This window comes from Streptomyces sp. NPDC002680 (genome assembly GCF_042889145.1).
GTDB classification, from domain to species: domain Bacteria; phylum Actinomycetota; class Actinomycetes; order Streptomycetales; family Streptomycetaceae; genus Streptomyces; species Streptomyces adonidis.
Genome location: NZ_JBIAQP010000015.1, coordinates 244,700 through 259,375, shown reverse-complemented (window position 1 = coordinate 259,375; position 14,676 = coordinate 244,700). Strand labels below are relative to the sequence as shown.

Here is a 14,676-nt window from a genome sequence, read left to right as displayed (position 1 = left end):
GGGATATGGAGAGCGGACCGGCGATCTTCGCGGGAGTGGTGTTCGCCCTGTTCGGGGGTGGACTGCTGGTGTGGACCACGGCCCGGGTGCGGAACCGGGCGCCCGTCGCCCTCGGTGTGAACCCCGTCGCATCGGCGGCCCTCGCGAGCGTCGCCGCGCTGGTCGCCCTCGGGGTCGGCGCATGGTGCTTCACCCGGGTGTGAGGTGCGGGAGAGACGGCCGGGCGGCCCATACGGCAGAGGGCCCGCCGGTAACTGGGAGGTCACCCTCCGGATAGGCGCGAAGGGGCAGGTCGACACTCCGGGCGGCAGGAATGGCGGTAGTCGGGTTACCGTTCGAGTGGCCGTTGCGGGCTTTTCCCGTTTGACACGGGGGCGGGATGTACCGTCACACTCCGCAGCGTCAGCATGACCCGACCCCGGGAGCACGGCAGCCGGGGGAGACCCCAGTGTCGACCGGAGAGAAGAGCGAAGTTGTCCCCGACCAGCGAGACCGCACACGGCGGCCGCCGACTCGTCATCGTCGAGTCGCCTGCCAAGGCGAAGACGATCAAGGGCTATCTCGGCCCCGGATACGTCGTCGAAGCGAGCGTCGGGCACATCCGCGACCTCCCCAACGGCGCCGCCGAGGTGCCCGAGCAGTACACCGGCGAGGTGCGCCGCCTCGGCGTGGACGTCGAACACGACTTCCAGCCGATCTACGTGGTCAACGCGGACAAGAAGGCCCAGGTCAAGAAGCTCAAGGACCTGCTGAAGGACTCCGACGAACTCTTCCTCGCCACCGATGAGGACCGCGAGGGCGAGGCCATCGCGTGGCACCTCCAGGAAGTCCTGAAGCCCAAGGTCCCGGTCAAGCGGATGGTCTTCCACGAGATCACCAAGGCCGCGATCCAGGCCGCCGTCGCCAACCCGCGCGAGCTGAACCAGAAGCTGGTCGACGCCCAGGAGACCCGCCGCATCCTCGACCGTCTCTACGGCTACGAGGTCTCGCCGGTCCTCTGGAAGAAGGTCATGCCACGGCTGTCGGCCGGGCGTGTCCAGTCGGTCGCGACACGACTTGTGGTGGAACGGGAACGCGAGCGCATTGCCTTCCGTTCTGCTGAGTACTGGGACCTGACGGGGACCTTCGCGACCGGCCGCGCGGGGGACTCGTCGGACCCGTCGTCGCTGGTCGCCCGCCTCACGACCGTCGACGGCAGGCGGGTCGCGCAGGGCCGCGACTTCGACTCCCTGGGACAACTCAAGAGCGCGAACACCCTCCACCTCGACGAGGCGAACGCCCGCGCCCTCGCCGCCGCCCTGGAGAACACCAGCTTCGCCGTCCGCTCGGTCGAGTCGAAGCCGTACCGTCGCTCGCCGTACGCCCCGTTCCGTACGACGACGCTCCAGCAGGAGGCCAGCCGCAAGCTCGGCTTCGGCGCGAAGGCGACCATGCAGGTGGCGCAGAAGCTGTACGAGAACGGCTTCATCACCTATATGCGTACGGACTCCACGACCCTGTCGGACACGGCGATCACCGCCGCCCGCGCCCAGGTCACGCAGCTGTACGGCGCCGACTACCTGCCCTCGTCCCCGCGGACGTACGCCGGGAAGGTCAAGAACGCGCAGGAGGCGCACGAGGCGATCCGCCCGTCGGGTGATCGTTTCCGCACGCCTGCCGAGACCGGCCTGACCGGCGACCAGTTCCGGCTCTACGAGCTGATCTGGAAGCGCACGGTCGCCTCCCAGATGAAGGACGCGGTCGGCAACTCGGTCACCGTCAAGATCGCCGGCACCGCCGCCGACGGCCGGGACGCCGAGTTCAGCGCCTCCGGCAAGACGATCACCTTCCACGGCTTCCTGAAGGCCTACGTCGAAGGCGCCGACGACCCGAACGCCGAGCTGGACGACCGCGAGCGCCGGCTGCCCCAGGTGAACGAGGGCGACGCCCTGTCCGCCGAGGAGATCACGGTCGACGGGCACGCCACCAAGCCCCCGGCCCGCTACACCGAGGCGTCGCTGGTCAAGGAGCTGGAAGAGCGAGAGATCGGCCGCCCGTCGACGTACGCGTCGATCATCGGCACGATCCTCGACCGCGGCTACGTCTTCAAGAAGGGCACGGCCCTCGTGCCGTCCTTCCTGTCCTTCGCCGTGGTCAACCTCCTGGAGAAGCACTTCGGGCGGCTCGTCGACTACGACTTCACCGCCCGCATGGAGGACGACCTCGACCGCATCGCCCGCGGCGAGGCCCAGTCCGTGCCGTGGCTCAAGCGGTTCTACTTCGGTGAGGGTGCCAAGGGCGTTCCCGCCGTCGGTGGCGCGGCCGAGGCGGGCAACGGCGACGGGGACCACCTCGGTGGTCTCAAGGAGCTGGTGACCGACCTGGGCGCGATCGACGCACGCGAGGTGTCGTCGTTCCCGGTGGGCAACGACATCGTGCTGCGGGTCGGGCGCTACGGCCCGTACATCGAGCGCGGTGAGAAGGACTCCGAGAACCACCAGCGCGCGGACGTCCCCGAGGACCTCGCTCCCGACGAGCTGTCCATCGAACTGGCGGAGGAGCTGCTCGCCAAGCCGAGCGGCGACTTCGAGCTGGGCGCCGACCCCGAGTCCGGCCACCAGATCATCGCCAGGGACGGCCGCTACGGCCCGTACGTCACCGAGGTGCTCCCCGAGGGCACCCCGAAGACCGGCAAGAACGCCGTCAAGCCGCGTACGGCCTCGCTGTTCAAGTCGATGACCCTGGACACGGTCACCCTGGCCGACGCGCTCAAGCTGATGTCCCTGCCCAGAGTCGTCGGCAAGGACGCCGAAGGCGTGGAGATCACCGCGCAGAACGGCCGCTACGGCCCGTACCTGAAGAAGGGCACGGACTCGCGGTCCCTGCAGACCGAGGACCAGCTCTTCACGATCACCCTCGAAGAGGCGCTGGAGATCTACTCCCAGCCCAAGCAGCGCGGCCGGGCCGCCGCCAAGCCGCCGCTGAAGGAACTGGGCACCGACCCGGTCAGCGGAAAGCCGGTCGTCGTCAAGGACGGCCGCTTCGGGCCGTACGTCACCGACGGGGAGAGCAACGCGACCCTGCGCTCCGGTGACAGCGTCGAGGACATCACCCCGGAGCGCGGCTACGAGCTGCTCGCCGAGAAGCGCGCCAAGTCGCCCGCCAAGAAGACCGCGAAGAAGGCACCGGCGAAGAAGGCCCCCGCCAAGAAGGCGGCCACGACGAAGACCGCCGCCGCCAAGAAGACGACGGCCGCCAAGACGACCACCGCGAAGAAGACGGCCGCCAAGAAGGCTCCGGCCAAGAAGGCGACCGCTTCGAGTTCGAGGGTCACAGGTGGCACAAGCGACGAGTGAGTGATCTTCACTTCGTCTGCACGCGAGCTTCGTTAAATAACCGCCCCGACACCATCAGGTGTCGGGGCGGTCGCGCGTACGGACGGCAACTTCGGGCTGTCGGTGGCTGCCGATAGGCTGAAAGCATGACGCCAGCAGAGCAGCCAACGGCCATTCCCCAGGCCCCCGACGACGCGTTGGTCGCGGACTCCCGCGAACGCGCCGTCCGCGCCCTGCTGCGCCAGCCCCAGCTGAAGCGGCTGTGGAGCGCGCAGCTGGTGGGCGGCGTCGGTGACGCGCTCGCACTGCTGGTGCTGGTGGTGCTCGCCCTCCAGGCGGCCATCGCCGAGGGCTCGTTCGGCGGCGGCTACCGGGGCGTGGCCCTCGCCGTGACCGCCGTCTTCGGGGCACGAGTTCTGGCCACGCTGCTCTTCGGCGCCGTCCTGCTCGGCCCGCTCACGTCGCTCACCTCCCAGGAAGGCCCGCTCGACCGCCGCTGGACCATGGTCGGCGCCGACGGACTGCGCGCCGTCCTGCTGATCATCGCGCCCCTGTGGATCGACTGGACGCCGGAGAACGCCCTGGCCGTCCTCCTGGTCACCGCCTTCGTCAGTGGCGTCGCCGAGCGCTTCTGGACGGTGTGCCGGGAGAGCGCGGCGCCCGCCCTGCTGCCCACGCCTCCCCCGGAGGGGGCGACGGTCCGCCCGCTGCCGGACCACATGGACGCCCTGCGGCGCCTGTCCCTGCGTACGACCTTCGTCGCGCTGCCCCTCGCGGGGGCCGCCCTCGTCGCCGCCGGGCTGGTCAACAACCTGCTGGGCACCGGCGTCGAGTGGTTCGGCCTGCACCAGGGGGCTTTCGCGTCGTACGTCGCGGCCGGGCTGTTCGCGGCCTCGCTGTCCGTGCTCACCGCCCTCGAACTACCCGACGTACGCACCCCGCGCGCGCGGTCACCGCTCGAAGGCCTGCGCCGCCCCAAGTCCGGCACGGTCGCCGAGACGGGCCGTACGGGCGCGATCCCGCTGCTCGTCCTGGCCTGCGCGGCCGTGGCCGGCGCGGTCGCGGCGGCTGTCTCCGTGGCTGTTCTGCACGCCAAGGACCTGGGCGGTGGCCCGGTGACGTACGGACTGCTGGTCCTCGCGCTGACCGGCGGCACGGTCGTCGGCATCCGTACGGCACCGAAGGTGCTGGTGTCGCTGTCGCGGCGTCGGCTGCTCGCGCTGGCCCTCGCCTTCACCGGGGTCGCGCTGCTCGCCGCCGGGCTGGTCCCGGACGTGACGACGGTGCTGCTGATCGTCGGCTTCGCGGGCATCGGCGCGGGCGTCGCCGCCAACACCGGGCACACGCTGCTCGACCAGGAGACCGAGGACCAGCGGCGGGCCCGGCTGACGGAGCATCTGCACGCGGTCGTACGGGTGTCCGTGGCGCTGGCCGCGCTGATCGCGCCCCTGGTGGCCGCCCTCATCGGGCCGCACCGCCTGGAGAGCGGCAAGTTCGTGTTCGCGCACGGTGGTGCTGCGTTCACGCTGATGCTGGTGGGCGCGCTGCTGCTGCCGGTGGCCGCGCTGGTCCTGGCCAAGGTCGACGACCGGTCCGGCGTACCGCTGCGGCACGATCTGCTGGACGCGGTGCGCGGCGGCGACGACCCCGTACAGGCACCCGCTTCGAACGGTTTCTTCATCGCTCTGGAGGGCGGGGACGGGGCCGGCAAGTCCACGCAGTCGAGGGCGCTCGCCGAGTGGATGAGGGCCAAGGGCCACGAGGTCGTGGTCACGCGCGAGCCGGGGGCGACCCCGGTGGGCAAGCGGCTGCGTTCGATATTGCTGGATGTGTCGAGTGCCGGGCTGTCGCACCGCGCGGAGGCGCTGCTGTACGCGGCGGACCGCGCGGAGCACGTCGACACGGTCGTACGGCCCGCCCTGGACCGGGGCGCGGTCGTCATCTCCGACCGGTACATCGACTCCTCGGTGGCCTACCAGGGCGCGGGCCGGGACCTCTCCCCGACGGAGATCGCGCGGATCTCGCGCTGGGCGACCGACGGACTGGTGCCTCACCTGACCGTCCTGCTGGACGTCTCCCCGGAGGCCGCGCGGGAGCGGTTCACGGAGGCGCCGGACCGGCTGGAGTCGGAACCGGCCGAGTTCCACGAGCGCGTGCGGTCCGGTTTCCTCACGCTGGCCGCCGCCGACCCGGGCCGCTATCTGGTCGTGGACGCGGCCCAGGAGCCCGAGGCCGTCACGACGGTCGTCCGCCACCGGCTCGACCTGATGCTGCCCCTCTCCGAGGCCGAGGTGAAGGCCCAGGAGGAGGCGCGCAAGGCGGCCGAGGAGGAGGCCAGGCGCAAGGCCGAGGAAGAGGCCGCGCGCAAGGCCGAGGAGGAGCGCGTCGAGCGCGAGCGTCAGGAGACGCTGGCCCGGCTGCGTGCCGAGGAGGAGGAGCGCAAGCGCCGCGAACTGGAGGAGGCGCAGCGCCGCGAGGCCGAACGCCAGGCGGAGGAGGCCCGGCAGCGGGCCGAGGACGCGCGCCGCCGCGCCGAGGAGGAGCGGGCGCGGCTGCTGGCGGAGGAGAAGTCCCGCGCCGAGGCCGAGGCCCGCCGCAAGGCCGACGAGGACCGCCGGCGCAAGCAGGCAGAGGACGAGGCGAGGCTCCGCGCGGAGGCGGAGGAACGGCGGCTGGAGAAGCAGCGGAAGGCCGAGGAGGCGCTGGTTCGGGCGGAGGCTGAGCGGAGGCAGGCTGCGGAGGCGGCGGCTTCGGCTGCGGCTGCTGCCGCGGCTGAGGCGGCTGCTTCGGCGTCTGCGGGTGCTGGTTCGAGTTCGGGCACGGGTGCCGGTGCGGGCAAGGGCGCGGCTGGGGCTTCGGGTTCGGATTCTGGGTCGCGTTCCAGTGAGGCGGGTGGCGGACAGTCACGCGGTTCCGATTCGGAGGTGACGGCCAAGCTTCAGAAGCCGCCGGTGCCTTCTGGGGCTGCGGACGAGACGGCCGTGCTGCGGCCGGTTCCTCCGGGGGCCGCCGATGAGACGGCTGTGCTGCCTCCTGTGGTGCCGGGTGCGGCGGACGAGACCGCGGTGTTGCCGCCGGTTCCCTCGGGGCCGGCTGACGAGACGGCTGTGCTGCCGCCCGTGGTGCCGGGTGCGGCCGATGAGACGGCTGTGCTGCCTCCCGTACGGGAGGACAGTGCGGGTCGGCGGGACGGTGCGCCCACGGATCGGGTGCCGCCCGGGTTCTTCCGGGACGAGCGTGCGGACGGGCAGTCCGGGTCCGGGGCCGGTGAGGACCGTACGCGGGAGCTGCCCCAGCTCGATGCCGACGGTGCCCCGCGTCGCCGTCCGCGCTCCGACTGGGCGGAGGAGACTCCGCTGGACGATCTGCCGACGCTGGCCGACGAGCTGCTCGGGCCGCGCGAGGACGACGACCGGGACGAGGGGCGGGGGCGGGGCGGGCGGCGCCGCTGAGGGCTCGTGTCCGTTGCTCGTGGCCCGTCGCCGGTGGCCTGTTCCTGGTGGTCACTTGTCTGTGGCGCCCGTTGTCAGTGGTGACCCGCACAATGGACTGCGCAGGGCGGGCCGTACGAAAACGGCCTGCCGAGGCGGCATGACGTATACGGCGTGACGGAAGGGCGGTGCTCCCATGCCGGTGTGGGACGACCTGGTGGGTCAGGAGAAGGTGAGCGCGCAGCTGGAGGCGGCCGCGCGGGATGCCGACGCCCTGGTCACCGCCGTCGCCGCGAGAGAGCCGGTGCCCGAGGCGTCGAAGATGACGCACGCCTGGCTCTTCACCGGCCCGCCCGGCTCGGGCCGGTCCACGGCGGCCCGTGCCTTTGCCGCCGCACTCCAGTGCGTGAGCCCCGACCGGGCCCTCGGCGGAGTCCCCGGCTGCGGATTCTGCGACGGCTGTCATACGAGCATGGTCGGTACGCATTCCGACGTGCAGATCGTCCGTACCGATCTGCTCTCCATCGGCGTCAAGGAGACCCGCGACCTGGTCCGGCGGGCCCAGCTGTCACCGGCCGTCGGGCGCTGGCAGGTCATCGTCCTGGAGGACGCGGACCGCCTCACGGAGGGCGCGGGCAACGTCCTGCTCAAGGCCGTCGAGGAGCCCGCGCCGCGCACGGTGTGGCTGCTCTGCGCCCCGTCCATCGAGGACGTACTGCCCACCATCCGCTCCCGCTGCCGTCTTCTCACGCTGCGCACCCCGCCGGTGGAGGCGGTGGCCGACATCCTCATCCGCCGGGACGGTATCGAGCCGAACGTCGCGCACACCGTCGCCCGGGCGACCCAGGGCCACATCGGGCGTGCCCGGCGGCTGGCGACGGACGCGCGGGCCCGCGAGCGCCGGGCCGCCGTACTGAAGCTGCCGCTGCGCGTCGAGGACGTCGGCGGCTGCCTGAAAGCGGCCCAGGAGCTGATCGACTCGGCGTCCGAGGACGCCAAGCAGCTTGCCGAGGGCGTCGATGTGAAGGAGACGGAGGATCTGAAGCAGGCGATGGGCGCGGGCCAGGGCGGCCGGATGCCGCGTGGCACGGCGGGCGTGATGAAGGAGCTGGAGGACCGGCAGAAGCGCCGGAGAACGCGTACGCAGCGCGACACCCTCGACCTCGCCCTGATCGACCTCACCGGCTTCTACCGCGACGTCCTCGCCCTCCAGCTCGGCTCCCGGCTGGCGATCGCCAACATGGAGGCCGAGGACACCCTGGAACGCCTGGCCCGCGCCGGCTCACCCGAGTCGACGCTCCGCCGCATCGACGCGATCGCCGCGTGCCGCGAGGCCCTGGACCGGAACGTGGCTCCGCTGCTGGCTGTGGAGGCGATGACGCTGGCGCTGAGAGCGGGCTGACGGCCAGCGGGCTGACGGTCGCTGGTTCACCGGCTCGTGGCCGCAGCCACTGGCCATTGGCCACTGGTCGGCAGCCGTAACTCGTATGAGTCATATCGCGGACGGAGAGTATCTGTCCGGCTCCCCAGGGTTACGCTCGGTGAATGCAAATGAGGCGCATCCCTCGTCAGACCTGGACCCTGCTCGCGGTCGCCACGCTGCTCGTCTCCGCCTGTTCCACGGGGAGTTCGACGAGTGCGGCGAGTTCGTCGGCGGACACCGGGGCGGCCGGTCTCGCGCCGTACTACGGGCAGAAGCTGAGCTGGCGGGCGTGCGGTGTCCCCGGATTCCAGTGCGCCACGATGAAGGCACCCCTCGACTACGCGGCGCCGTCCGAGGGGGACGTCAAGCTCGCTGTCTCCCGCAAGAAGGCCACGGGGCCGGGCAAGTCGCTCGGCTCCCTGCTGGTCAACCCGGGCGGGCCTGGCGGTTCGGCGGTCGGGTACGTGCAGTCGTACGCGGGTATCGGCTACCCCGCCGAGGTCCGAGCGCGCTACGACATGGTCGCGGTCGACCCGCGCGGGGTGGCACGCAGCGAGCCGGTCGAGTGCCTGGACGGTCGCGAGATGGACGCGTACACGCAGACGGACGCGACGCCCGACAACGTCCGGGAGACGGACGAACTGGTCGGCGCGTACAAGGAGTTCGCCGAGGGCTGCGGCAGCAGTTCGCCCGATCTGCTGCGGCATGTGTCCACGGTGGAGGCGGCCCGAGACATGGACATCCTGCGGGCGGTGCTCGGCGACGAACGGCTGACGTACGTGGGGGCGTCGTACGGGACGTTCCTCGGGGCGACGTACGCGGGTCTCTTCCCGAAGCGCGTGGGCCGGCTGGTCCTGGACGGCGCGATGGACCCCTCCCTGTCCGCGAGCCGGCTGAGCCTCGGGCAGACGGCGGGGTTCGAGACGGCGTTCGACGCGTTCGCGAAGGACTGCGTACGGCAGACGGACTGCCCGCTCGGTACGGAGGAGGGCGAGGTCGGCACCAACCTGAAGGCGTTCTTCCGTCGCCTCGACGCGTCGCCGATCCCGACGGGCGACGCGGACGGCCGCCGGCTGGGCGAGGCCCTCGCCACGACCGGCGTGATCGCCGCGATGTACGACGAGAGCAACTGGCCGCGACTGCGCGAGGCGCTGACCTCGGCGATGCGCGACAAGGACGGCGCGGGCCTGCTGCTCCTCGCCGACAGCTACTACGAGCGTGACGCCGACGGCCGCTACTCGAACCTGATGTTCGCCAACGCGGCCGTGAACTGCCTCGACCTCCCGGCGGCGTACGCCACCCCCGACCAGGTACGCGCTGCGCTCCCGTCGTTCGAGAAGGCGTCCCCGGTCTTCGGCGAGGCGATGGCCTGGGCCTCCCTGAACTGCGCGTACTGGCCGGTCCGGCCGACGGGCGAGCCGCATCGCATCGAGGCGAAGGGCGCGGCCCCGATCGTGGTGGTCGGCACGACCCGCGACCCGGCGACCCCGTACCCCTGGGCCCAGTCCCTGGCCCGCCAGCTCTCCTCGGCCCGCCTCCTGACCTACGAGGGCGACGGCCACACGGCGTACGGTCGGGGCAGCGACTGCATCGACGACACGATCAACGCGTATCTGCTGCGGGGGACGCCTCCGACGGAGGGCAAGCGCTGTTCGTAGCGGAGCGGCGGGGCGGGGCGGACGTCGGCGCTGAGGCCTCCTCTGAGGCCTCAGGGGGGTGTGCGGAGCACCCCTGGAAACTGTGTAGACTTACCGACGTTGCTGATCGCACCATAGTGTGGACAGCGCGCCGCCTTAGCTCAGATGGCCAGAGCAACGCACTCGTAATGCGTAGGTCTCGGGTTCGAATCCCGAAGGCGGCTCTGTGGAAGCCTCAGGACTCACTCGCCGTGACCTGGGGCTTTTGCTTTTCCTTGATCGACTCACGGTCTATACCACCGCCCTGGCGGCCCCCAACTATGGCCGGATGGGAACGTCGTGGGAACGGAGCCGCAGCCGGACCGTTCCCAGGGCGCTACGCCGCCACAGGTTCGCCTCCGTCGTCGTCATCTTCCGCCTCCTGCTCGGTTGAGTCCGGACGGTCGTTCGCTTCCTCGTGCTGCTTCTTCTTTCTGATCTTCTCCATGGCCTTGGCGACCAGGTCGACCGATGCCTCCGCTGCCGCCTCTTCCAGGCCCGGCATGATCGACGTGTAGGTGTCCATCGTCATCCGCAGCGACGAATGGCCGAGCATGGCCTGGATGACCTTGGGGGCCACGCCGGCGGCGAACGCCTGCGAGCCGGCGCCGTGTCGCCCGTCATGCAACCGGACCGGCGGCAGGCCAGACTGCCCCACCAGCCGGTCCCAGCGGTCGGAGAAGACCTGCGGGTGGTACTGCTCGCCGTTCTCCCGAGTGAAGACCCGGTTGCCGCTGTTGACCCAGGCTCCCTCCCGTTGCCATTCCTCCCGCTCGGCGTGCTGTTTCTTGCACCACGCCTTCAGCAGTGCCACCGACTGGGCGTCGAGCTTGACGTCGCGGACGCTGTCCGCCTTCGGTGTGGCGCCGTGGACCTCGTAGGAGACGGTGACCAATTGCTCTGTGACGTGCAGTAGGCCGCGGTCGAGGTTGAGTTCGTCCCAGGTGATAGCCGCAGCCTCGCCTCGGCGCAGGCCCCGGAAGACGATGAGGTGCCACAGTGGGAACAGGCGGTCGGTGCTGACGAAGTCCAGGAACTCCGCTGTCTGTTCGGTGGTCCACACCATGACTGGCGACGGCTTCTTGCCGGTCCGCTTCCAGCGGGCGATCCGCTCTGGCGTCCACACCAGGCCCTTGGGCTTCGTGACCTTGGGCAGGGTCACGAAGGTGGCGTAGTTCTTGGCGATCAGCTCCTCTTCCATCGCGTCATTCAGGGCGGAGGACAAGGTGGCGTTGATGCTTCGCATGGTCGCCGGGCCGGTGACCCGCTTCAGGTTCTTGCGCTCGGCCGTGTAGAGGTCCCGGGCCGCCGTCCACGCGGCGCGCTTGGACGCCCGCTCCTCCAGCGGAGCGGCCCGCCAGGCGGCATTCGCCGCGTCAGCCTGCTGCTTCAGCTCGTCGACGTGCTTGCGGTGCTCGACGCGGCGCTCGTTGTCCCGGACGATCCACTCATACATCGCCTGGATATTGCCCACGCGCAGCTGCCGCAGCTGCAGCTTGCCCAGGTGTGGGATGAAGTACAGCTCGATGTCGCGCTCGTACTCGTGTGCTGTGGTGACGGCCAGGTCCAGTTTCTTCGTGGCAACCCAGCGGCGCAGGTATTGCTCGATGGTCTCCTTGCTGAGGACGTTGATTCCGTCCTGGGCGGCCTTCCACACTTTCGTGGCGGCCTCGGCGGCGTCTTCCTTGGTGCGGAAGCCGCCCTTCTTCGCGCGAGGCCGGCGTGACCCGTCGGGGTTGGGCGGCAGCTCCAGCGAGTAGTACCAGGAGCCGTGCGCTCGCTGTTTGAGCTTGGGGCAGGTCTTCTCCAGGTGGCCGATCTTCTGGTTGCCGTCATCGTCCAGGACGGGTTTGCCGTCCTCGCTCACCAGAGGTCCCTTGCAGGCGCATCTTTTGTACGTCTTGTCTTCGAACATCTCCCCCACCCCTACGCTCAGTTGTCACTGTGGCCACACATTCTTCCCTAGCGTTGCCTGCTTGTACTCCCTGATATCGAGGCGCCGCGTGTATGGTGTGGCACATGTTGGCGCGGGGGAGATCGCGACAATGAGATGACGACTAGGACGAGCATTCTGGCCGCCGATCAGCGCGGAATGAGCCTGGACGAGGTCCTGGCACTGCCCGCGACGGTCAATGTAGTGACCGCGGCCCGCGCACTGGGTATCGGGCACAACAAAGCGTACGAACTGATCAAGGCCGGTCAGTTCCCTGTGCGGACGCTCACGATGGGGAGCACAATCCGTATCCCGACGGCTTCCCTATGGGAGGCGCTTGGGATCACTTCGCTGCGTCAGGGACCTGCGCGGGCGGCTGGATGAGTGGGGGAACGGTGGCATGCCGCGTTTGTACGGCTTCGACAACCAGGCTCTGACGCGTGTTCGCGCGGAGGAGCGGCAAGTTGTGCGTGAGGCCGTCGGCCGTATCCGGGCCGGACAGTCTCAGGCTGAGGTTGCGGCCTGGATGACGGCCGAGGGCCATCGGGGCACTATGGGCGGCGAGTGGACCTCCATGAAGCTCGGCCGCCTGCTGGACAATCCGTCGATCGCCGGACTGGAACGGGACCCCGAGACCGGCGAACTACGCGACACGGGCCGGGATGCGCTGATTACACCGGATGAGTTCCGGTGGCTGCAGCAGCGCCCCGGCCGGCCGGGCAGCGTGCGAAGTGATCAGGATCGTGCACCTGACAGGGAGTACCTGCTGGCGGGCGGGCTGAGCGAGTGCGGACTGTGCGGACAGCGGATGGCGGGCGCCCGCACCGGCGCTGGGACGCCGTCCTACCGCTGTCAGACCAACTTTGAGGGCCGTGGAGGGTGTGGCAAGGTCCGCATCACCGCGTCACTGTTCGAGGACCATGTTGCTGAGCACGTCCTCGGTGAGCTGCTCCGTCCGGGCGCCGTCGCCGCGCTGGAAGCGGCTCGCGCGCGCATGGCTGTCGAAGCCGACCAGGTGCGCGCGCGGATCGCCGAACTGGAGAAGTCACGGACCGAGCTTGCCGAGCCGTATGCGAAGGGCGAGCTGGCGCGGAGCACGCTCGTCGCCACGGACCGGGCCATCGGGCAGGGCCTGAGGGAGAGCCGGGCGCGGCTGCGGTTCCTGGAGCAGGCCGTGGATGTGCCGCTGGGCGGGGTCGAGGACCTTGCGCGCTGGTGGGAGCACGCACCGCACCGTTCGAAACGGGCCCTGGTGGTGCTGCTGGTAGACAAGATCCAGGTTCACCCGGCGCGGGCGCGCGGGGTACGGGATGTGGACGACCGGGTCACGCTGACCTGGCGCACCCCTGTCGCCTCATAGCCGGGGTGCGCCGGGTGTGTCAGTCCTGCAGGTTGTGGTCGGGGGACGTCGCCCACCAGTAGATGACCGCGTTGAGGGTTCGCGCGCCAAGCTTCTTGCGGAGCTGCCCCAGTTGTTCGTTGATCCAGGCCGGGCCGATCCCGAGGTTCTTCGCAGCCTGTGCCTGTGTGCGCCCCAGGCACAGTTCTCGCAGGATCGCCCGCTGGGTGGCTGAGGTGACAATGTCTTTGTCGTCGCCGGGGCCGGGGCCCAACCAGGGGTCGGCACGCTCCCAGAACAGGTCGAATATCGCGATGGCATGCGCGACCACCAGCGGGTCGGAGACCATGACCGCTTCGTCCGGGTGCGGCTCAGGGACGGTGTGCACGGGTATGAAGGCCACGCGGCGGTCAAAGATGATGGCGCGGGGGAAGCGGCCGTTGAAGGTGCGGATCTTGCCGCCGGCGGTGGTCATGGAGTTCGCCCAGTCACCGACGGTGGCGACGCGGCGCACCGAACTGTGATACAGCGTCCGCATGGATAAGCCCTGTTGCAGGGCCCTGCGGTCGCGTTCGTAGGAAAACGATAGGTCCTCGGGAGTGCGGTTGCCGGGCTGCGCGGAGATGATTTCGGTGCGGGCGCCGGCGTGCTCGCGGGCGATGTGCTCGTTGATCAGCTGGCGGCCTCGCAGGCGCTGGATCGACTCGTGCGGCGGCCTCACCGCCATGTATTGGTCCCGGACAGTTGCCAGGAATCCGGGCAGCGCACCCGTGAAGGTGCTCAACTGCTCCACTCGGGTGTGGAGTTGCCGAGTCATCTCCACGGTCGGATACCTGGGGTCAATGGCGGTGTAAGTGTCGTTGCCGCGGGGGTTGTCGATGACGAGTCCAGCGGTCAGCAGATCAGCGAGCCCGGGAGTCCCGGCGGGGACGGAAATGCCCTCCAGTATCTGCTGGTAGACGCGGGCGGTCTGATCGGACAGATCCGGCAGGTCGGGTACTTGTGGCACCTAACATCCCCTGAATTGTGGGTCTCGTGAAAGTACGGTAACGCTTTTGGTTGATCTTCATGCAGTTCCATTACAAGGTGTTGGTTGACGGGCACATGCTAGTTATCGGTGGGGGTTGGCTGGCTGTTGCCGCGCCCCATGTCAGCCCGTCGCCATCATGCGAACACGACAGGGGAACTTGTGGCTATTAATCGTGTTATCCGGATCACTTCGGCTGTCGTGCTTGCCATTTTGGCCGCCTTCGTTGGGATAAGTCCAGGGCATATGACGCTGGGTGGCGCTGAGGCCACGGACACTACTTGGATGGTTCCCGTCGTCAGTGGCGGCGCGAGCGGCGAGGTCGAGGACGTCGACGACACCACCTGGTAGTCCGCCGGGGGTGCCCGGAGGTAGGGCGGGCGCCCGGGGGGACGCCTGTGAGCGGAACGTGATTGTGCTCGACGGCGGGGGGTCCGCCAATGGGAGGGAAAGTCCGGTGGCGATTGATCCGGCGCGCATTCAGAGTCGGATGGCGGAGGCCGAGTTATCCGGGCGCCCTGTTCTGGGTGCCC

8 protein-coding genes and 1 tRNA gene are annotated in these 14,676 nt (G+C 69.8%); 7 read left to right on the top strand and 2 right to left on the bottom strand.

The genetic code is table 11. The features are described from left to right. Positions 1–5 precede the first annotated feature (5 nt). From ACFYXF_RS35220 to ACFYXF_RS35195, 6 genes are all read left to right on the top strand, one after another. Positions 6–203: a hypothetical protein gene (locus ACFYXF_RS35220; RefSeq protein ID WP_389355928.1), complete on the top strand. Its 198-nt coding sequence runs from the start codon at positions 6–8 to the stop codon at positions 201–203. A 270-nt stretch (positions 204–473) separates the two neighbouring features. Beyond that, a complete protein-coding gene (gene topA, locus ACFYXF_RS35215; RefSeq protein WP_389355927.1) occupies positions 474–3,335 on the top strand; it encodes a type I DNA topoisomerase in 2,862 nt (953 codons plus the stop codon). A gap of 125 nt (positions 3,336–3,460) precedes the next feature. Then, positions 3,461–6,766, top strand: coding sequence for a dTMP kinase (gene tmk / locus ACFYXF_RS35210; protein ID WP_389355925.1), 3,306 nt, complete (start codon positions 3,461–3,463; stop codon positions 6,764–6,766). 175 nt (positions 6,767–6,941) lie between these two features. Continuing rightward, positions 6,942–8,147: a DNA polymerase III subunit delta' gene (locus ACFYXF_RS35205; protein ID WP_389355923.1), complete on the top strand. Its 1,206-nt coding sequence runs from the start codon at positions 6,942–6,944 to the stop codon at positions 8,145–8,147. Positions 8,148–8,290: 143 nt separating this feature from the next. Further along, positions 8,291–9,826 (top strand): alpha/beta hydrolase, encoded by a 1,536-nt coding sequence (locus ACFYXF_RS35200; protein ID WP_389355921.1) that lies wholly within the window; start codon positions 8,291–8,293, stop codon positions 9,824–9,826. Between the two features lie 129 nt (positions 9,827–9,955). Then, positions 9,956–10,029, top strand: a tRNA-Thr gene (locus tag ACFYXF_RS35195). Positions 10,030–10,181: 152 nt separating this feature from the next. On the opposite strand, the gene ACFYXF_RS35190 is transcribed toward ACFYXF_RS35195, so the two are convergent. Next, positions 10,182–11,711 carry a tyrosine-type recombinase/integrase gene (locus tag ACFYXF_RS35190; RefSeq protein WP_389355919.1) on the bottom strand — a complete coding sequence of 510 codons (1,530 nt, stop codon included), beginning with the start codon at positions 11,709–11,711 and terminating at the stop codon, positions 10,182–10,184. Positions 11,712–12,177: 466 nt separating this feature from the next. Between ACFYXF_RS35190 and ACFYXF_RS35185 the strand changes: the two genes are divergently transcribed. Beyond that, a complete protein-coding gene (locus ACFYXF_RS35185) occupies positions 12,178–13,137 on the top strand; it encodes a recombinase zinc beta ribbon domain-containing protein (protein ID WP_389355917.1) in 960 nt (319 codons plus the stop codon). 19 nt (positions 13,138–13,156) lie between these two features. Here the strand turns inward: ACFYXF_RS35185 and ACFYXF_RS35180 are convergent, their stop codons facing one another. After that, positions 13,157–14,125 carry a hypothetical protein gene (locus ACFYXF_RS35180; protein ID WP_389355916.1) on the bottom strand — a complete coding sequence of 323 codons (969 nt, stop codon included), beginning with the start codon at positions 14,123–14,125 and terminating at the stop codon, positions 13,157–13,159. Positions 14,126–14,676: the final 551 nt, after the last annotated feature.